A 19,336-nucleotide genomic window follows, 5' to 3' on the forward strand; every position below is an offset into this window, starting at 1 on the left:
AATAAGAATGGAAGATCAAAAACTTGATCTGCCAAACGTGTTTAATTAATTAGAGTAATTAAACGAGTTCGCCAAATGCGAATTTTCTCATTACTTTGGTAACTTTGATTGTTACTTCGTCGCCAACTTTTGTGCTTGGGACAAAGATTACAAAACCGCTTACTCTAGCGATTCCATCGCCTTCTCTTGCGGTATCTTCAATTGTTACGTCGTATGTTTCGCCAGCTTCTACTGGAGCAGTTGATTCCATGTTGTTGAACAAATATTTCACTTCCTTTAAAGTGCTTAAAAAGATAATAAACAGACTCTAGTAAACATACGAAAAAATAGTAAATACAGTTAAGGAAATACCATCTAGACCTATAATTTATTAAATTAGTTTTTGCCTCTAAAAGCACTCCTACCAAGTAATCATAGTATATAACTCTTTTGCACAACAACTCCATAGTTCATACGGTTATTAGAAAAGGTAGCATTGGGAAAAATTAAATTGCATGAATTAAAATTGTATAAATTAAAAGAGGCCTTTTAGGATTTATACGTCATTAGCCTCTTTTTCGTTTACTTGCTCATCACTAACTAAAATACCATCTTCAAGAGTAATAACCCTGTCAACATACTCAGTATGCCACGGTTCATGTGTTACCATTATAATTGTCTGTCCATAATTGTCATTCAATTCTTTGAACACATCCAGAACTTGTTTTGAGTTTCTGGTGTCCAGATTTGCACACGGCTCATCAGCAAACATTATATCAGGCTTTTTGGCTATGGCCCTTGCAATCGCTACCCTTTGTTTTTCCCCACCGGATAATTCATCAGGAACCCTATCATATTTATCTTTCATACCAACCTTGTCTAATGCTTCAAGAGCAGTATTATAGGATTCCTTTTTTGATTTCCCTTCCATCATGGAAAGCACATAAACGTTTTCTGCAGACGTCATTTCATTAATGAGCGCATAGTCCTGGAATACATAACCGACCTGTGTCAGCCTGTAATAGCTTCTTTCGGCTTCAGGTAAGCTGGAAACCTGCAATCCCCGAATGGTGTATTCTCCGGCGGTCGCATCGTCCAACAAGGCCAGGATCCTTAACAGGGTCGTCTTTCCGCTACCGGATGCGCCCATAATGGCTACAAATTCCCCTTTATTTATTTCGAACGAAACACCATTGAGAGCCTTGACAGCAGTTTCTCCTGACCCATAATATCTTTTGAGGTCTTTTACAACGATCATATCATCTTCCCCATATGGCTTTGAGTATGCTCTCTTTTGATACACTCCATGCAGGAAGTGTGCCGGCTATTACTGATAGTGTAAGCATTGTAATTATGCTCTGGATCAACAGCATAGGATCTATCACGGGCCTTATTTCCATGGTCTCATAGAATACCACCGGATTTGCCTGGAAATAAAGCATGAGTGAGAAGTATAGGACCAATCCTGCGATTATCCCTAAGGAAACATAGAACATGCTAAGGAATGCATAGGATAGTACTATTGATCTTGGGGTAATGCCTACTGCTTTTAAAATGCCGATCTCTTTTTTCCTGTTAAGTATGTTGATATAGATTATGATAAGTATCAGTGCTGCACCAACGATCAGGCTCACGAACTTGGACATGACATCTATAGCGCCCATGCTTTGCATTGCCTGCTTTATGAGGGTCTCTGATTTATCAGCCCATGTGAAGACCTTCTCATTCACCCCGGCGTCCCTTATCTTGTTCTTCATCTGTTCCTCAGTGCCTTGCTCGTCGATCCTTACAACCACAGTAGTAGCTTTACTACCTTCCAGACCATACACATCTTCGATCTCTTTATAGTGAACCAGTGCATTGAGATCAACAAGTTCAAAATTTCCTTCCATGATGCCTTTGACCTTATAGGTCCTTTTCACACCATTACTGTATGTTACATCAACAAGCGATCCTACTCTGGCTTCACCAAGGTCATCATATATTTCTCCAAAAGTTGTACTTGTGCCTGATATTATAGAACCAAGGATGATCTCATCCCTGGAAAGCTCACCAAGGAAATCCCCTTCTTTGATAATATATGGGTATTGTGAGATCTCATACTCTTCCGCCGGAAGCAAACCGGTCACCGTTGACCCCACCACTTTTTGTTTATGCTCTATCGAGACACCCACATCCAGTCTCTTTGTTGCAGCCCTTACACCTTCAACTGCCCGGACCTTCTGCAGGACACTATCAGCATCGTTGATGTAGGTATTATCGCCTGAAGGTTCAATGACAACGTCCCCGTAAGGGTAGTCCTGCATAAATCCAGTAAATAGAACAGTCATTCCCCCTATCATTGATGGAAGGAACACTAAGTTCATAAAAATGAGCGAGAGAACAAAAACTATGAACATCAGTGTTTTTTTGTTCCCTCTTTTTATGCTGCTTGCTGCAATGAGAGCCCCCACCCTGATATCGTTGATCATATTGGAGACCTCTTATTCTTCTTTGTCAGCAGAGTTATCATTGCCTTCCATTAACTGTTTGATTATCTCATCCTTTGACTTTTTAGTCCTGTAATTATTGTAGATCAATCCCCCAATAACTGCTAGGACAAGCAATACGATCGCAGCTGTTCCTACCCCACTGTTACTTTCCAGAACAATGACATTGATCACCGTGTCGACCTGCTCTTCTCCAAAATCATCAATATACGTAATTGTCACAGGGATCTCATATTCCCCTGCTTCATCAGCTATGAAAGTGATAACCGCAGGTCCGTCTTCGTTCGGATCAAGAGTTCCTATAAAGGATTCTTTTAAGCCCATGAACGGATGGTCAGCATAGACCCTTATTGAATTTATTGTCCTGTCACCGGAGTTTTCGATCCTCATGGTCAATTCCACAGTATCATCCACGTAAGGAAGAACAGGATCTACCTTCACAGATGCAAGGTTCAGACTTCCTTTTTTGTCAAGCACGGTTATTTTAATGTCATATTCATCTTTTTGTTTGCCAAAATCATCTTCATAATAAATAATAACAGGTATCTCAAACTCCCCGGACTTGTCTGCCTTGAATTTGAACAATGCAGTTTGAGTGCCGTTCATGCCAAGAGTTCCAATTGTAGAATTCTTAATTCCTTCAAACTCATGATCCAGGCTAACTGATACAGATTTTGCAATCGCTTCACCGAAGTTATCTATACCCAATTTTAGATCGACCGTATCCCCCTCATAGATGTATTCAGGATTGGTTTCCACAGAAGATATCCTCGGTTCTGCATCTTCACCTGTCACCCTCACCTCAATATCATAATATTTTGTTGTTGTGAGAGCCATATTTGCATGTGTCAATTTCATCTTTATGATATGAGGACCAGGATTAGCATCAGGAGTTGTCCTCATGTGATATACAAGATGCCTTTCACTTGTACTATAATGTAATTTCGAAATTGTAGTCACCAGATCTTCCGTAACGATGATATCAGGAGGAATGCTGATTATCTCAAAGGTAATGTCTTCGGGAGCTTTAGAACCACAACTCTCGAGATCAATAGCCAGGATGAATTCTTCATCGATACCTACCGGATCAGGGCTTATTTCCTATACCTGTGCTTCTACGCATATATATCCGGAAGTAGACGATTCAGCAGTAGCGGTTCCAGTCAGGATAACTGCAAAAACTAATAAGAGCAAATATGTTAATTTTGTATTCTGCTTCATGTTCTATTCTCCCCACTTCGAATCTTTTCTGTAAATTCAATAAGATTTTTTAAAATCAGATCTAATGCGATCATTTGATGATGGTAATCTTCAATTATTTTGAGTACTTCTTCTGAGCCCTCTGCTTTACTATTCTTACATTTTTCAATTATTGCAGGAAGATCTTTAAGTGCAGGAGCGACCATGAACTCGCTCTTGGATCTTACTGCATTAATGGTCATTGTCAGCATATCTCTTTGAACTGAGAAGTACAATTTCTTTGAACCGGATCTCTTTGTTTTTTCCACTAATTTAATTCCACTAAGCATTTTCATTTCCGCACTAACTGCTGAAAAACTATATCCGGTCATTGCAGAAAGTTCATCCAGGGTTAGCAGATCCGGTGCAGAATAAAGTATTGCAAGCAATTTCGAGGAAAGTTCATCAAGTCCGTAGGACCTCATCCCCTGATATACAAGATCCTCAAATTCTTTTTTTGCGGTTTTCATTTCAACGCCTTATTTACATGATTTCCAGTAATTAATAGATATTGTGGATGTTGGATTTATATGTTACGACAATGATATCTGAGGCATTACATCATAAACTATTTATCCTATCTGACGATATTTAGACATATGGACTGGTATGTAGCCGAAGCTGTGGATAAAGCATTGTCCCGAACAAAGAAATGCCTTTTTGAGCCCTTTGATTTCTGGAAATGGATGAAACTCGCGATCATCGTTATGCTTATCGGTGGTAGTGGGAGCAATTTCAACGGTAGCGGCAATAGCTATTCGTCCAATGATTACGACTTCCAAGATTCAGGTCCGTTCGAAGGATTCGCTGACTCGTTCGGAGAACTGGCCGACCAGATCCCCACCAGTGCCCCGGACCTGGGATTGATAATCGCAATAATACTATTCATATTTGCCCTTATACTGTTCTTCTCATACGTCTCAAGCGTAATGGAGTTCGTGTTCGTTGACTCCCTGGTAAGCAATGAAGTGAAATTCTGGGAATACTCCCGCAAATACCTGAGAAAAGGTCTGGGACTGTTCGCATTCAGGCTATTAGTAGGCATCCTTCTGCTTGCCATCATTGTGGCCATGGCCCTCCCATTTGTACTGCCGTTGATAGTCTCTTCAGGCCAGAACTTAGAAGAGACCATAATGATTGCCATTGTTTCCGCAATATTCCTGCTGATCGGCATAATCCTGATAGTAGCAATAATCGGAGGCATCATCAGTTCATTTATCAACCTCTCGATCCCTGTTGCCATTTACACCGAAACCGGCATCTTCCGTGCATTCGCCAACGTCCTCGGACAATTCAGGAAAGACTGGAAGCAAATAATCGGCTATTGGTTCGGAAGAATGATACTTGGTATTGCTGTTGCGATCATAATAGGTATACTCTTGTTGTTAGTGATGATCGCAGTGGGCCTATTCCTCCTGCTCGCAGACCTCCTGTTATACTTCATCCTCACAACGATCATGCCCGGATCAGAAATCGCCATATGGATAATCCTCGTACCGATAATTCTGATAGAGCTGGTAATTTTCATATTCCTGCTTGCATTGATCGCCCTGCCTGCAAGTGTGTTTATGAAGTATCACATGATCACGTTCCTGCAGCAGTGGTATCCTGAAGTGGAAATTCCTTTATTTGATGTAGAGTGGGTCGATGAGGAAAAGGAAGGAGAAGAGGAAGAAGATAGAGAAGCTTGATAGATATTATGAACAAGGTTACCGAACACTTTGTGGAAACCTGTATTTACCTTCTGGCAGTAACCGAGCATCACAAGGAAGTTTGAAGAGAAGAGTTATGAAAAAAGGATGCCTAAGCACCCTTCTTTTTTTGTATTGTTGTATTGAGAAGAGCTTTAGCTTTGTATTTTATAGAGACTTGAGGTTCGAACGATTTTAAAGTAAATAGAATAAAAAGAATTAGTATATAATTATTCGAATACTCAAATAATTATATATGCTTATAAACCTACATGACTTCAAAAAGGGGATGTAAACTTATGAGTGAACAGAAGATAGAGATTGTGAACTTTGGAATTGAAAATGATAAGTTTGAAGAAGCTGTTGAGGCTTACAAGAAGTTCCTAAATGAGCAAGGTGTTTACTGCCATGGTGGAAAGTATTCACCTGAAGGAAAGCTTTTTGTGGAACCAGCTACGGAATATATCGAGTATTGCCATATGGGTGGAGAAGTACCTGTATCCTACGATCAAGAGACGGATCCTGGTGTAACATTCTTTATGACCACCTACAATGATAAGGTGTTTTTCTTTGATAATATCGAGGATGCAAAGGCCTTTTGGAGTGTTTTAGATGCAGTTGATGGCGGAACCTCATCTGTTGTAATGGGAATGTGAAATTCAAAAATTTATATTACTCCGATCATAAGGACTTTGCTCTTGCTGTAAAGAGTAGTATGCCCACTGAATAAGCCGGGATGGTTCTGGAACAGCATATCACCCTTAGCTTTCCCGATCATATCTTTATAGAATATGCCATCCCCGGAAATCACGTATACTGATGCCATAATTATCCATCAGATGTTTTTCAGATACCGATAAATTCATATTCTAACCAACCCAATCATTGACACCAAACCATGTAGAGTGATTAATATGATAAGTGTCAACGAAAAGGGATTAGCTATTATTGATGAGATGTTAGACTGGGAAGAAGAGATCAAGGTCGAATCAAAGGAACTTGAGAACGGCGCTACCATCATTGACTGTGGTGTCAATGTAGAAGGTGGATATGATGCAGGTATGTACCTCTCACGCCTCTGCCTTGCAGATCTTGCAGAGGTCTCATACACAAAGGTCGATCTGGATGGCCTCCCAGTACCTGCTATTCAGGTTGCTACAGACCACCCGACAATAGCATGCATGGCATCCCAGTATGCAGGATGGAGAATTGCAGTAGGTGACTATTTTGGAATGGGATCCGGTCCTGCAAGGGGTCTTGGACTCAAGCCAAAAGAGCTCTATGAAGAGATCGGATACAAGGACGATGCAGATGCAGCAGTTCTCGTAATGGAATCCGACAAGCTCCCTACCGAAGAGATCGTTGAATACATCGCAAAGCACTGCAGTGTCGAGCCACAGAATGTTTACATCGCAGTCGCACCAACCTCATCAATTGCAGGTTCCGTGCAGATCTCCGCAAGGGTCGTTGAGACAGGTATCCACAAGCTCGAATCAATCGGCTTTGACATCAACACCATCAAGAGCGGTTTCGGTGTCGCACCTATCGCACCTATTGTCGGAGATGACACAAAGTGCATGGGTTCAACCAATGACTGTATCATCTACTGTGGTGAGACATACTACACCGTTGAATACGGAGACGCAGAGAAACTTGAAGACTTCGTAAAGAAGGCACCATCAAGCACATCCAGGGACTTCGGCAAGCCATTCTACACAACCTTCAAGGAAGCAGGTTTCGACTTCTTCAAGGTCGATGCCGGTATGTTCGCTCCTGCAAAGATCACCATCAACGATGTCGCAACCAAGAAGTCATTCACCAGCGGTCGCATCAACCCTGGCATCCTTCTCGAATCCTTCGGCATCAAGAACGTATAAATTCATTAACTGAATATGCAGCCATTACGGCTGTATAACTTTTTTTATTGGAGTGATCATGGAAGTAATCAATAACGCCAGTGGAATCGGCGGACTGCTGACATCCTTCAGAGAACTTGTGAAGGATTCAAAAAGAATTATGTTCATTGGAACCACCGGTTTCTGTACCCCATTTGCAGAACTTATGGCATACGTGATAAGGGATGCACCAATTGAAGTCGGATTCATTCCTGACATCAGGCACCACGAAGCAAAAGCAATTGTATCAACACCCAGCGGCATGCAGATCGGCGATGATATTGACCATCATGCAGACACGGTCGTGCTTCTTGGCGGACTTGCAATGCCAAAGATGAAGATCGATGTTGAAAACATAAAAGAAAATCTGGACGACATTCTCGAAAGTGCTGAGAACACACTCGTTATCGGTATATGTTTCCAGTCAATGTTCGATACCCAGTGCTGGATCGGACCGATCGACTTCGATTATATCATCGATTCTGATCTTTCCGCAAGTACGATCAAGTTGTGAACTAAGGGCACAGCTTCTCTTTCTTATTTTTATTATTTTGGCTATCACTGACAATTGTTGTTACAATTATGTGACCATCATTGCATAAGATATCGCGGCATCGGCCATCATTTAATGAAAGCGTCCACCACAACATGCCAGACCCCGGGAGAATATTTCTTGATACGGTGGCATCCGCGTATCTCAACATCCCTTCCAAGAGCAGAAGCAGCCTCTTTTATCCTCTGAATAGGACGCTCAAAAACAAGTACCTCAGGAGTGGTCTCATGATAATGGAGCATACCACCTTCCTTTCGGATGGCTCCTATACCCCTATCCAGATAGTGATGAGTGATCCCCACATAACCCATGATCACCCTGTCAGCGATTCCCTGCGGTGTGACCTCTGCACAATCCCCATTAATTGCCTCGACAATTCCCTCGAGGTGGTTCAGCCGTATATTCTCAAGCAGGTAATTGTAGGAAACCGGATTCAGCTCAATGGAATAGACCTTTTTGGGTTTACCATGAACTGCAAGAGGGATCGAAAAGTAACCAATTCCCGCGAACATGTCCACAACAACCTCATCCTTACCGAGCTTGCTCATGCGCTTTCTTTCAGCAAGATTCCCCTTTGAGTACATGATCTTCGTAGCATCCAGTTTGAAAGAACATCCATGCTCTTTCTGGATAGTTTCAGTTTCCTCACCGATGATGATCTCGCGTTCGGGCTCCCTGAAAGTGCCTTTTATGCCGAAATCCTGTAATACACACCTGCATCTCGGATTTATCTCAAGGAGTTTTCTTGCGATATCCTCCCTGTAGCTTTGCAACTCCTCAGAAATACTCACGATAACAATATCGCCAAGTACCTGCCATCCAGATGGAACACTACTAAGCAGCTCTTCAGGAACAATTCCACATAGATGCTCTTTTAAGGACATGGCAGAACGATAGAAATCCGGCCCTTCCTGCTCAACGATATCAAATGCACTAATATCGGATCCATCAACATCAGATCGATCCATATCAGAAATTACAGGGATCTCAGCAAATTTGCCATTCGGATGTTCAACTATCCTTATCTTCCTCCCTTTATCCAGAATATTCAAGGAAATAAGTTGATCCTTTACTTTTTCCACATCCCTGACAGAAATTATTACTGCTTTCATAGACCTGCCTGAATCTATGTTAAGAGGAAAATAAACTATCGGTCAGACAGCACATTTTATACAAAAAAACAACGGAATGCGAGAGGAAAATATAAAATCATTCGGATACTACCGAACTTTTATATATCCATTAAGCAATTACTAAATATGAAAGGCGAAGGTCACACTGCACTATTTTCAAATAGTGATGGCATTATTGCCATCGAGGGTCCGGTAAAGCTCCAGATAATGGAGCTATTGAAAGATAGTTCGAGATCGTTCGATGAGATCGTAAAATACACAGGAAAAGCAAAATCCACGATCTCCGTGCATCTGAGTGACCTTAAGCAAAATAACCTTCTGGAAGAAAGGATCGATCCAAAGGACAAGCGTAAGAAGACCTATGTGATGTGTTCCCAGTATGCCGCCTGCTCACAGAAGCCCATCGTGGAACACTACCATGCGGCACTAAACAAATTTACTACCACATTCGATAGTGAAAGAGATCTACTAACATCTATTCTTCATGCAGTGCAAAGTGGCTTTGATGCCCAGGGTATCAACCACAGGCCAATAATGGAAACCATCGGCCAGGACGTTGGTATGAGGGTCGCTGAAAATTTTACATCCACATACCTTGAGGGGCTTTTTGAAGAAGTCGTCGATTATTGGGAGACTCATAATCTCGGATACATTTCTGTTTTATCCTATGATCCCCTGGCAATACAGATCGAGGATTGCTTTGTGTGTAAAGGCTCACCTGACATCGGACAAAAACTCTGCTCTTTTAGTGAAGGACTTCTTCAGGGAATAATATACCAGAAACTTAACATGCAGTGTAATCTTGTGGAGATCAAATGCCATGGCAATGGCGATGACCACTGCCTTTTCGTAATGCAATGATTTAATGAGTTCCTCTGATTACACCGATATCTGCTTTTACCAGAGGACCTATTTCCGCTACAATTCCCGGACCATCGGTTTTTTCACGGCAGACCACTACACTTTCCAGCAGGCCGATCCTCTCGATGCCGTAGATATCCCTTCCATGACCCTTCTTCTTGATCGCACTTTTCAGTTCAGATCGTGTCACAGAGTTCACAATAAGCCTGTCGGTAGCTGCTTTTTTCCATCCCCAGAGAAGGTCGAGCTGGTCCTTAGTAAAACGGCCTGTGATCATACCATCCTGTCCTTCGATCCTGACAGAAACCGGGAAATGTGGGATCAAGCCAAAGCGGGATGCTATCTGTGAAACACTGCCCACACCAAGAGCTTTTAGAGCCTCCGGCAGGAGCTTTACAGTAACACCGATATCAACAGTTATCCCTTCATCATCAATTGAGGAAATAGAGCCCTTGTAGGCCACAGTATTTTCTACTTTGGTAACAGGAGTGCCATATTTATCGGTCAGGAAATTGGCCGCAAATACTTCATCCTCGCCTGAAACATTTGCCTGAAGCCAGCCTTCGGAATTTACTGAAACTTCGACGGTGGCATCAATATCCTTAAGTTCGTTTTCCAGCATGAACGCTGCAGAGCTTAACGCACGTTCTAAATTAGCGTATAGTTTGATAGTTAAAATTGCTGTTTCCATGGCTACTCATTGAACAGCAAGCATTTAACCGTTTTTGTTCAGAAGGGACAGGAATACTTCCCTTGTAGCATCAAAGGCAATGATAACCTCACTATCAACAGGAATATCAGAAGAATCGATCGCCTCACCGATCATCGCTAGTTCACGGCTAAATGGTCCAAGCTTTCTTTTGGAAGTCTCGGCATCAGCATTAGAATCCACAAGTTCTTTGTAAATACTCTCAACCTTGAGACGCAACTTTTTGATCCTGTCCAGGATCTCAGCAGAAGTCGGATCAAGTTCAACATTACTAACCTCATGCCTGCCCTCAAGATCATATTCATCCGGAAGCTCACCACCCAGAGAGATGATAAGGTCCTTCAGGAGGGAAACGACATTGTGCCCTTTTTCGGTCAACTCAACATACTTGATGCGCCCTTCAACAGAAAACACTACAAGACCATCCTCCTCCATTCTTGACATTATCTTTGTTGTATGTGCGAATGTGGAATTGATCTCTTTTGTGATAACAGAGGCATATGTCCTTCCATAGAACCAGATAGCCAATAAAGCAAGTGTTGGCTTCTCCTGCAAGAACAGATATTCCGGGTTTTCCTTTGCCAATCTAATCTCCTCTGAATATATATTAATAACTGAATACTTTTCAACAAAATAATGATTATCTAATTTGATATATATTACTTTCTATAGTACATCAATCGTATATGAAAATATATGATAGTGTAATCCTATTAGCTCACAGTGCCCTCAGGACATCTTTTATGCGATCAAGCTCTGCATCGGTCTTAAAAGAGGTGCCGCTAAAATGCGTTCTTGAAACACTGGCACCTGTTTCCCGAAGGGCTTCGACAAAAGCATCCATTGGAGGTGCCGAAATTCCAATCCTTTTACATATCAGATGTTGATCATAGAAGAAAGGCATGTCAGATTCATCCCGACAGGCAACAATGATCTTCTTTGCCTGCTCTTTCTTACCAAGATCCAGAGATTCCATTTCTGCCAGAACCTCATCACAGAACTCCTTTTCATGCAGTTGTCCCAGCCATAGAGGACCCGCGATCTGCATATTGCTATCACATGAAGGGCATTTATCATCGATCGCAACAGCCAGCCCATGGAAAAATCTCCTTTGTCCGCATTTCTCACAATGGACAAGGAATCCAAGTTCCTTGAGAGTCCTGTCTGCCTGTTTAGCACCTTTTTTAACCTGAAGATAAGCACGTACATAATGCCTCGTAGCATGTGAAAGAAGTGGGATCATGCCTTTATCATGCTTTGCAAGTTCCCTTGCAACTTTGCCAAGAAGGATGCGCACGCCCATCTCACTATGGAACTCATTGTTCAATGGCACAGCAGCATATTTCCGCATTCCTGAATTAAAATGCGCACCGCAAAGTGGAGCGGTATCCGTGGCAGTGACCTCAAGAAGATGAACAACTGACCTTGTCGCAGCATCCAGGTAAGGTGCCGGACTTCCAAAAGGATCGAGGTCCACAATATTGAACCTTCTCTCATGCATCAGAACATTCGCGTTCTTGCATGTGGCTTCTGCGTTCTCCGAAAGACCGGTAAGTTCGATATTCTCAAGAATAAGCTCAAAGGCCTCATCGCTCCAATCGTTCAAAGTAGTTGAAACACCAACCTCATTGGCGATCCGAAGTCCCCTTATACCTGATGCTGACATGGTATCAACATATCGTATATCAGATATCGCGATCTCCTTCTGGAATGCAAGTCTCCTTGCATACGCTAAAGTAGCTGCGACGGAGATATCGCGATTCAGTTCCATATGAGGATTGTAGAATACCGGTGCTTCTGATGGCGGGAATGGCACGCCTTCAGGAGGTACCGGTACAAGGACCGTAGTATTACCTTCGGTTACCTTTGTGCTCTTCATCTGCATATTTCACGATGTACAGTCCACCATCATTTAACAATAACGGTACTGTTCATACTGTTCCATGGAGGGACAGTGAAATTATAAGTTCCTGCCTCTGTAAAGGTGTAATTGAAGCTCATTCCGTAATTGATCCTCTGCTCCTCCCAAAGACCATCTTCACTTATAACCTCAAATATGAGTTTCCTCTCGCTCTGATCATTTCTCCAGTGTACAGTATCCCCCTTATTTATCTCAAGATAATTGGGTATTGCAGCATACCTATCCAACCTTATTACGTAGACCTGAGGTTCGATGACCTCTCCGTTCTCATCAACAGGAACATCATCGTCTGAGACGTTCTCATCAGGAACATCAACAGGAGTTTCGTTCTCTTCCTCAGTTATGTCCCCATTGTCCCCAATACATCCTGCCATCAATAAAGATGATAGCACCAATATTAATACCAGTATTTTACTCTTCATTTGAATTCACAATGACATTTGGTTTTCAATATATTATAAACGTTGCCTGTAAACCATAACAGATACCTATTTAAGTTACGATTCTAATTTGAAATACCATTTATTTGCGTTGATCTGCGCAAAAGAGGTGAATACATTGACAGAAAAAAACAGCGTAGGAGAGAAGATACGCCAGTTCCGTGAGAATCATGAGATGACCGTGGAAGAGCTGGCCAAAGAAAGTCAGAGCAGTGTGGAACTTATAGAAAAACTGGAAGCAGGAGATTTGATTCCATCATTGACACCTCTTTTGAAGATCGCACGTGCACTGGGAGTACGTCTGGGCACATTCCTTGATGATATGCCACAGACCGGTCCTGTCGTAGTAAGAAACGGAGCTTCATCCAACGTAGTTCGTTTTTCCGGAAAATCCAAAAGCTCTGAAGAAAGTGCACTCGATTTCCATTCACTTGCAGCAGACAAGCAGGACAGGAACATGGAGCCATTCATAATTGATGTCCACCCTTTCAAGACTGCAGAGGAGCACGAACTATCATCCCATGAGGGCGAGGAGTTCATCTATGTGCTTAACGGCAACATAGAAGTGACATATGGAAAAGAGAACTACACTTTGTCCGCAGGGGACAGCATCTATTATGATTCCGTTGTGCCACATGATCTACATGCAACAGAAAATGAAGCAAGGATACTGGCAGTAGTCTACACACCTATCTAAGGGATGAAAAATGTTCGTTACAACTGTGACACCGCGATTTGGTAATATCGATGGCCTTGGCCATGTCAACAACACTGTACTTCCGGAATGGTTCGAACTGGCAAGAAACCCCATATTCAGGATGTTCCAGCCAGATCTTGACCTGAACCATGAAAAGTGGAACCTTATCATGGCAAGGATCGATATTGATTTCCTCGGAGAGATGTTCTTTGACGGGGATGTTGAAATAAGGACCTATGTCCAGAGACTAGGTAATAGTTCCTTCACCTTGCTACATGAGGCCTGGCAGAAAGGAGAACTAAAGACCAGGGGAACTGCCGTTATAGTACATTATGATTTCATCAACAAGAAATCAGTTCCTTTACCAGATGACATCAGGGAATCATTAAGTGAACACCTCATCGCAGATTAATAAAAACGAACAACAGAATCTATAGGACCTGATATCATGCTATTTACTGAATCTACTATTGGCGAGTTCTTTGAGGAACAGGTTAGAAAGGACCCTGACAGGGACTTTATTGCCTATCCTGACCGAAACCTGCGTTTTTCATACCAGGAATTCAATGAAAGGGTCGATGACCTTGCAAAAGGGCTTTTGTCCATAGGGATAACAAAAGGTGACCATGTTGGTATATGGGCACGTAATGTACCTGACTGGCTTACGTTCATGTTTGCAACTGCAAAGATTGGTGCAGTACTGGTGACAGTGAATACTGCATACAAAAGCCATGAACTTGCCTATGTCATGAAACAGTCTGACATGAAAGCGCTCGCGATCGTTGACCACTTCAGGGATGTCGATTACGTTGAGACTATCTACGAACTGGTGCCTGAGCTGAAGACCTGCAAGAGAGGAAATCTCAAGAGCGAGGAATATCCAAAACTTGAAAGTGTCATTTTCATAGGACAGGAAAAACACAGGGGTATGTACAACACCGCTGAGATGTTGCTTCTTGGAAAACACACCAGCAGAGATGAACTTGATCGCATCAAGACGACCCTTGGTTGTGAAGATGTAATCAACATGCAGTACACTTCAGGAACCACCGGTTTCCCGAAAGGTGTCATGCTCACACACAAGAACATCCTCAACAACGGATACTACATCGGTGAAAGACAAAAGTTCACAGAAGAGGACAGGCTTTGCCTCCCGGTACCACTGTTCCACTGTTTCGGTATCGTACTCGGTGTTCTTGCAACCCTCACACATGGCGGAACCCTTGTAATGATAGAGCTATTCGACCCCCTCGTAGTACTGGCTGCGGTACAGAAAGAGAAATGTACTGCACTTTATGGTGTGCCTACAATGTTCATCGCAGAGTTCTCACACCCAATGTTCGAAATGTTCGACATGTCCTCCCTGAGGACCGGCATAATGGCAGGTTCACCATGTCCGATAGAGGCTATGAAGAAGGTCATTGATGATATGAACTGCAAGGACATAACCATTGCATATGGCCTGACCGAAGCATCACCTGTATTCACCCAGACAAGCACTGACGATACTATTGACCGCCGTGTGAGTACTGTAGGTACCTCAATGGATCATATTGAGGTCAAGATCGTGGACCCCGAGACCGGGGAAATTGTCAAGCCAAATGAGCAGGGTGAGATATGTTGCCGCGGATATAATGTGATGAAAGGCTACTACAAGATGCCTGAAATGACCGAAAAAGCCATTGATAAAGATGGATGGTTACACAGCGGTGACCTTGCAACAGTGGACGAGAACGGGTACTACCGCATTACCGGAAGAATAAAGGACATGATCATCCGCGGCGGAGAGAACATCTACCCAAGAGAGATCGAGGAGTTCCTCTATACCATTGATGGCATTAAGGATGCACAGGTAGTCGGTATCCCTGATGAGAAATATGGCGAGATAGTAGGTGCATTCGTAGTTCTTAACGATGATTCTGAGCTTACTCCTGAAGATATACGGGATTACAGCTTGACAAAGATCGCACGCTACAAAGTTCCAAAGAACATCTTTATAGTTAAGGAATATCCGCTGACAGCCAGTGGAAAAGTTCAGAAGTTCAAATTACGCGATATGGCAGTTGAACTCCTGGAAAATAAGAAAAAGTAAGATTCGACATCTATTAAAGGGTCCTCAAAAGGCCCTTTAATGTTCTATTTTAAAAGTTCTGATCCAATATTTCATACTAGAAAGATTTTCTAACATCCATTGTAATTTTCGTACCTTCATTCATACAAAGAGATATCGTACTTCAATTTAGTGATGTTAGAGGCACATGTCGCTCCATCTTTAATGAAATCCTCGATATTACTCTTAAGCATTGAAGGATGAGATACTCCGGCAAGACCCTGCAAAAAAGTGCCCCCACAAAGAAATACGAAAGTGGGTGTTCCTTCTACCCCATATCTTTCCGCAGTCCATGGACTCTGTTCTGCATCGATCCTGACAAATTTACAGGATCTGCTGAACTCTTCGGCATACTCCCGAAAATAAGGTTCTATTGCCTTGCAGTGAGGACATGTAGTAAGATAGAACATTGCCACGACTGGAAGTGATTCCTTTTCAACTAGCTTTTCCCAATTTCCATCGGTTGCTTCTACGATAAGTTCATCCTGCATATTATCCCCACATAATCAATAGCAGTAATAAAATAAATAGTCACTGTTTTTGATGTTCCTGCCAGAATTATAAGATAGTAATTCTAATCCAATCGACCTTAGAAAGGTCCAACTAAATATAAGTACAAGAAGTTCTCTTTTTGCATATTCCTTCAATAAACAAAAGAGATAAAATATAATGCACAAGAACGATGCAATGCTTGGGAATGAATCCATCGGCAACCTCATAGTCAAACTATCAACACCCGCCATAGTAGGATTGCTTGTACAGGCATTATACAACCTTGTGGACACCATTTTTGTCGGAAGGGGGCTTGGAGAACAAAGCATGCTGGGAATCGCCGGCATATCCGTAGCTTTTCCGGTACAGATCCTCATGATGGCGATCGCCCTGGGAGTCGGGATCGGAGGTTCATCCATAATCTCAAGAGCTCTGGGCAAAAAAGACATAATAAAAGCTGAGAAAACGGTTGCCAACATGGTCACACTGGTAGTCACCGCCAGTATTGCCTTTACAGTTCTTGGACTGATATTTCTGGACCCCATGCTAAAGGTCTTTGGTGCTTCTGATATTGTACTCCCTTTTGCCAACGAGTACACCAGGTACATTGTCATCGGAACGACATTCTTCACATTCTCTGCAGCCATGAGCAATGCTATCCGTGCAGAAGGAAATACAAAGTTTGCAATGGCTATCATGCTGGTCTCCAGCGTTACGAACATAATCCTTGATCCACTGTTCATCTTCGAGTTCGGAATGGGAATAAAAGGTGCAGCAATTGCTACGGTGATCTCACAACTGGTCGGATGTGTCATGGTTGCCTACTATTATGCAAGCAGCCTGAGCAGGCTGGATTTTATTATTGCATACATGATACCTGACACAGGAATACTTGGCGAGACCATTTCCATCGGAATGTCTGAATTCATATTCAATGTAGTGGAAAGTAGTCTCTTCCTTCTTTTCAACCAGAGCTTACTGTTATACGGAGGAGATATATCGATCGCGGTCTTTGGTATCATCATTAAGGTATTCATGCTTACACTCATGCCAATTATAGGGATTAAACAGGGAATACAACCAATAGTAGGATACAACTACGGAGCTAACGAGTATGCAAGGGTCAAGAAGACAGTCTCCCTTTCGAATTATATTGTCACAGGAATGTGTATCGTTAGTACTGTCATAGTTTTCCTGATACCGGAGCAGATCATTCGTGTTTTCAGTGATGACCCCGAACTTATATCCATGGGAATCACAGCCCTGAAGATATCATTCCTTATGATGCCATTCATTGGTTACCAGGTGGTTGCCACTGCACTATTGCAATCACTGGGAAAATCAAAGGGATCGCTTGCAGTTACACTCTCCAGACAGATAATATTCCTGCCACCACTGGTAATTATCTTACCTTTGTTCTTCGGCCTTAATGGCATATGGATATCGTTCCCAATCTCGGATTTTCTTGCCTGCGTGGTCGCAGTGCTCATTACGAGGAAAGAAATTACCAGCATGAGAGCATGATCACACAAGATCGGAAAGAGAGGAAATAATAGGATCGTGACAAGTATAAATTAAAATGAAAAGTAAAATAAATTAGATTAAATCAAATAAAAAAGTGAAAATGATGGACAGATAGCCATCATTCCATTTTCTGTTGTCTTTTCCTGTAATAGAAATATATCAAAGGTACTACTAAAGCAAGTAGAAGTACTGCTACAGAAAGCGGGCTTCTTAGCCACCCCATCCTGACCTGAGACTCGATCATAGTTTTGCCTTCAGAGGCAACTTTATTTTCAGAATCGATAACCAATGCCTCATCAAATGCCTCCAGCGCCTTGTCATACTCCTCAAGCTCATAAAGGCTATATCCCTGACCAATAAGTGCAAGGGAATGTTCAGGATCCAATTCAAGAACAGATTCAAAAGCAGCAAGGGCCTCATCGTGGCGGCCAAGATCAAATAGTACGCGACCAAGGTTGTAAAGTACGTCCGCATCTCCAGCGAAGAGTTCAACAGACCTTTCATAAGATATCAGGGCATCTTCAAGAAAACCCAGCTCAGAATAAGCATCCCCTCTTCCTGCCCATGCTTTTGCATAGGTACTGTCAGCCTCTATTGCTGCATCGAATAGTTCGATAGCTTCCTCGTAATTGCCAAGAGCAAAGAGTGAAAAACCCTTACCACTTAAGGCATTAACATAACCCGGATCGATCGCTATTGCCTCATCAAAAGCATTTATTGAATCCTCGAATTCTCCCATCTCATAGAGACAATAACCTTTGCCTGACCAAACAGAAGCATCTCCCGGATCTTCTGCGATCACATGATCGTAAGCATCAATAGCTTCTTCATAGAGTCCGAGACCATAGAGAGCATCACCCTTACCTATCCATGCAACCAGATAATCCTCATTCATCTCAATTGCCGATTCAAAATTATCGAGAGCTTCCGAATACCTGTTCATTTCAAGAAGTGAATAGCCTTTGCCTGAATATGAATAGATGAAACCCGGATCGATCGATAAGGACATGTCGTATGCTTCAAGAGACTCACCATACTGGCTGAACTCATAAAGGATACGACCCTTTCTATACCAGATCTGAGCATCATCATCACCCATAGCAGTTGCTTCATCATAGAGAGACCATGCTTCATCATACATTCCAAGCTTTATGAGAGAATCTGCTTTGCCTGCGTATGCATCCATAGAATCCGGATTATACAATAGAGCCTGGTCGTAGGCAGCTATAGCTTCCTCATAATTACCAATATAGTAATATGCATCGCCTTTACCCAGCCATGCAGCCGAGTGTGTTTGATGCAAGCTGATAGCATAATTGAATGCGTTCAATGCACCTTCATAGTCCCCTTCATCAAGCATATCATTCCCGCTTGCCACCCATTCAGTTACAGAAGAAGCACTTACAGAACTCATTGATAATGTTAATAGAAGTAAAATTAACGCTGGTAAAAGCAGCGCTTTTTTGGCACATTTTTTCTTTGTGACCAACTCCAAATATTCTGACACCAAACCACCTTTTTAAATTATAAAATATATAAAGTAAATAACATATAAGAATCAAATGCATCAGTTATATGCTTTTTCAGTGAAAAAAAGAAAAAA

At 42.3% G+C, this 19,336-nt stretch carries 22 protein-coding genes; 9 read left to right on the plus strand and 13 right to left on the minus strand.

All coding sequences use genetic code 11. The features are described 5' to 3' along the window. Window positions 1-58: 58 nt before the first annotated feature. The 5 genes from E7X57_RS08315 to E7X57_RS08335 all read right to left on the minus strand — a co-directional run bounded on the left by E7X57_RS08315 (window position 59) and on the right by E7X57_RS08335 (window position 4,177). Window positions 59-250: a TRAM domain-containing protein gene (locus E7X57_RS08315; protein WP_048194214.1), complete on the minus strand. Its 192-nt coding sequence runs from the start codon at window positions 248-250 to the stop codon at window positions 59-61. Window positions 251-535: 285 nt separating this feature from the next. Beyond that, window positions 536-1,237: an ABC transporter ATP-binding protein gene (locus E7X57_RS08320; protein ID WP_135612507.1), complete on the minus strand. Its 702-nt coding sequence runs from the start codon at window positions 1,235-1,237 to the stop codon at window positions 536-538. Between the two features lies 1 nt (window position 1,238). Continuing rightward, window positions 1,239-2,450: an ABC transporter permease gene (locus E7X57_RS08325; RefSeq protein WP_135612508.1), complete on the minus strand. Its 1,212-nt coding sequence runs from the start codon at window positions 2,448-2,450 to the stop codon at window positions 1,239-1,241. A gap of 12 nt (window positions 2,451-2,462) precedes the next feature. Then, a complete protein-coding gene (locus E7X57_RS08330; RefSeq protein WP_244603652.1) occupies window positions 2,463-3,428 on the minus strand; it encodes a COG1361 S-layer family protein in 966 nt (321 codons plus the stop codon). A gap of 257 nt (window positions 3,429-3,685) precedes the next feature. Next, window positions 3,686-4,177, minus strand: a complete 492-nt coding sequence (locus E7X57_RS08335) for a GbsR/MarR family transcriptional regulator (RefSeq protein ID WP_135612509.1) — start codon at window positions 4,175-4,177, stop codon at window positions 3,686-3,688. Between the two features lie 129 nt (window positions 4,178-4,306). Here E7X57_RS08335 and E7X57_RS08340 point away from each other — a divergent pair, with 129 nt between their 5' ends. Further along, on the plus strand, window positions 4,307-5,398 hold the full coding sequence (locus E7X57_RS08340; protein ID WP_135612510.1) for a hypothetical protein: 1,092 nt from the start codon (window positions 4,307-4,309) through the stop codon (window positions 5,396-5,398). A 299-nt stretch (window positions 5,399-5,697) separates the two neighbouring features. Then, window positions 5,698-6,054 (plus strand): hypothetical protein, encoded by a 357-nt coding sequence (locus E7X57_RS08345; protein WP_135612511.1) that lies wholly within the window; start codon window positions 5,698-5,700, stop codon window positions 6,052-6,054. An 11-nt stretch (window positions 6,055-6,065) separates the two neighbouring features. On the opposite strand, the gene E7X57_RS12505 is transcribed toward E7X57_RS08345, so the two are convergent. After that, on the minus strand, window positions 6,066-6,224 hold the full coding sequence (locus tag E7X57_RS12505; RefSeq protein ID WP_167880949.1) for a hypothetical protein: 159 nt from the start codon (window positions 6,222-6,224) through the stop codon (window positions 6,066-6,068). An 88-nt stretch (window positions 6,225-6,312) separates the two neighbouring features. Between E7X57_RS12505 and mch the strand changes: the two genes are divergently transcribed. Continuing rightward, window positions 6,313-7,275: a methenyltetrahydromethanopterin cyclohydrolase gene (mch, locus tag E7X57_RS08350; RefSeq protein WP_135612512.1), complete on the plus strand. Its 963-nt coding sequence runs from the start codon at window positions 6,313-6,315 to the stop codon at window positions 7,273-7,275. A gap of 58 nt (window positions 7,276-7,333) precedes the next feature. Next, window positions 7,334-7,807 (plus strand): DUF2124 domain-containing protein, encoded by a 474-nt coding sequence (locus E7X57_RS08355; RefSeq protein ID WP_135612513.1) that lies wholly within the window; start codon window positions 7,334-7,336, stop codon window positions 7,805-7,807. Window positions 7,808-7,914: 107 nt separating this feature from the next. On the opposite strand, the gene E7X57_RS08360 is transcribed toward E7X57_RS08355, so the two are convergent. Next, entirely contained in the window at window positions 7,915-8,958 is a 1,044-nt protein-coding gene (locus tag E7X57_RS08360) for a class I SAM-dependent methyltransferase family protein (RefSeq protein ID WP_135612514.1), read from the minus strand. Between the two features lie 147 nt (window positions 8,959-9,105). Between E7X57_RS08360 and E7X57_RS08365 the strand changes: the two genes are divergently transcribed. Then, entirely contained in the window at window positions 9,106-9,840 is a 735-nt protein-coding gene (locus tag E7X57_RS08365; RefSeq protein WP_135612515.1) for a V4R domain-containing protein, read from the plus strand. A gap of 1 nt (window position 9,841) precedes the next feature. Here E7X57_RS08365 and E7X57_RS08370 read toward each other — a convergent pair whose 3' ends face one another. From E7X57_RS08370 to E7X57_RS08385, 4 genes are all read right to left on the minus strand, one after another. Then, window positions 9,842-10,531, minus strand: coding sequence for a DUF2110 family protein (locus E7X57_RS08370; protein WP_135612516.1), 690 nt, complete (start codon window positions 10,529-10,531; stop codon window positions 9,842-9,844). A gap of 24 nt (window positions 10,532-10,555) precedes the next feature. Beyond that, window positions 10,556-11,134 carry a MarR family transcriptional regulator gene (locus E7X57_RS08375; RefSeq protein WP_135612517.1) on the minus strand — a complete coding sequence of 193 codons (579 nt, stop codon included), beginning with the start codon at window positions 11,132-11,134 and terminating at the stop codon, window positions 10,556-10,558. A 133-nt stretch (window positions 11,135-11,267) separates the two neighbouring features. Further along, the gene (locus tag E7X57_RS08380) at window positions 11,268-12,428 is read right to left on the minus strand and encodes a tRNA (guanine(10)-N(2))-dimethyltransferase (protein WP_135612679.1); all 1,161 of its coding nucleotides are present in this window, start codon (window positions 12,426-12,428) and stop codon (window positions 11,268-11,270) included. Between the two features lie 29 nt (window positions 12,429-12,457). After that, complete coding sequence (locus tag E7X57_RS08385) at window positions 12,458-12,892, minus strand: hypothetical protein (RefSeq protein ID WP_167880950.1); 435 nt, start codon at window positions 12,890-12,892, stop codon at window positions 12,458-12,460. 136 nt (window positions 12,893-13,028) lie between these two features. Between E7X57_RS08385 and E7X57_RS08390 the strand changes: the two genes are divergently transcribed. The 3 genes from E7X57_RS08390 to E7X57_RS08400 are packed head-to-tail and all read left to right on the plus strand — an operon-like array spanning window position 13,029 to window position 15,699. Beyond that, window positions 13,029-13,607, plus strand: coding sequence for a helix-turn-helix domain-containing protein (locus E7X57_RS08390; protein ID WP_135612519.1), 579 nt, complete (start codon window positions 13,029-13,031; stop codon window positions 13,605-13,607). Between the two features lie 10 nt (window positions 13,608-13,617). Next, window positions 13,618-14,019, plus strand: coding sequence for a thioesterase family protein (locus E7X57_RS08395; RefSeq protein ID WP_135612520.1), 402 nt, complete (start codon window positions 13,618-13,620; stop codon window positions 14,017-14,019). A 36-nt stretch (window positions 14,020-14,055) separates the two neighbouring features. Further along, window positions 14,056-15,699: an AMP-binding protein gene (locus E7X57_RS08400; RefSeq protein ID WP_135612521.1), complete on the plus strand. Its 1,644-nt coding sequence runs from the start codon at window positions 14,056-14,058 to the stop codon at window positions 15,697-15,699. Between the two features lie 116 nt (window positions 15,700-15,815). Here E7X57_RS08400 and E7X57_RS08405 read toward each other — a convergent pair whose 3' ends face one another. After that, the gene (locus E7X57_RS08405) at window positions 15,816-16,208 is read right to left on the minus strand and encodes a co-chaperone YbbN (protein WP_135612522.1); all 393 of its coding nucleotides are present in this window, start codon (window positions 16,206-16,208) and stop codon (window positions 15,816-15,818) included. A 178-nt stretch (window positions 16,209-16,386) separates the two neighbouring features. On the opposite strand from E7X57_RS08405, the gene E7X57_RS08410 reads away from it, so the two are divergent. Beyond that, entirely contained in the window at window positions 16,387-17,733 is a 1,347-nt protein-coding gene (locus tag E7X57_RS08410; RefSeq protein WP_135612523.1) for an MATE family efflux transporter, read from the plus strand. 118 nt (window positions 17,734-17,851) lie between these two features. On the opposite strand, the gene E7X57_RS08415 is transcribed toward E7X57_RS08410, so the two are convergent. Beyond that, the gene (locus E7X57_RS08415) at window positions 17,852-19,147 is read right to left on the minus strand and encodes a tetratricopeptide repeat protein (protein WP_135612524.1); all 1,296 of its coding nucleotides are present in this window, start codon (window positions 19,145-19,147) and stop codon (window positions 17,852-17,854) included. Window positions 19,148-19,336: the final 189 nt, after the last annotated feature.

Origin of the sequence: Methanococcoides sp. AM1, assembly GCF_900774055.1 — an archaeon.
Taxonomy (GTDB): domain Archaea; phylum Halobacteriota; class Methanosarcinia; order Methanosarcinales; family Methanosarcinaceae; genus Methanococcoides.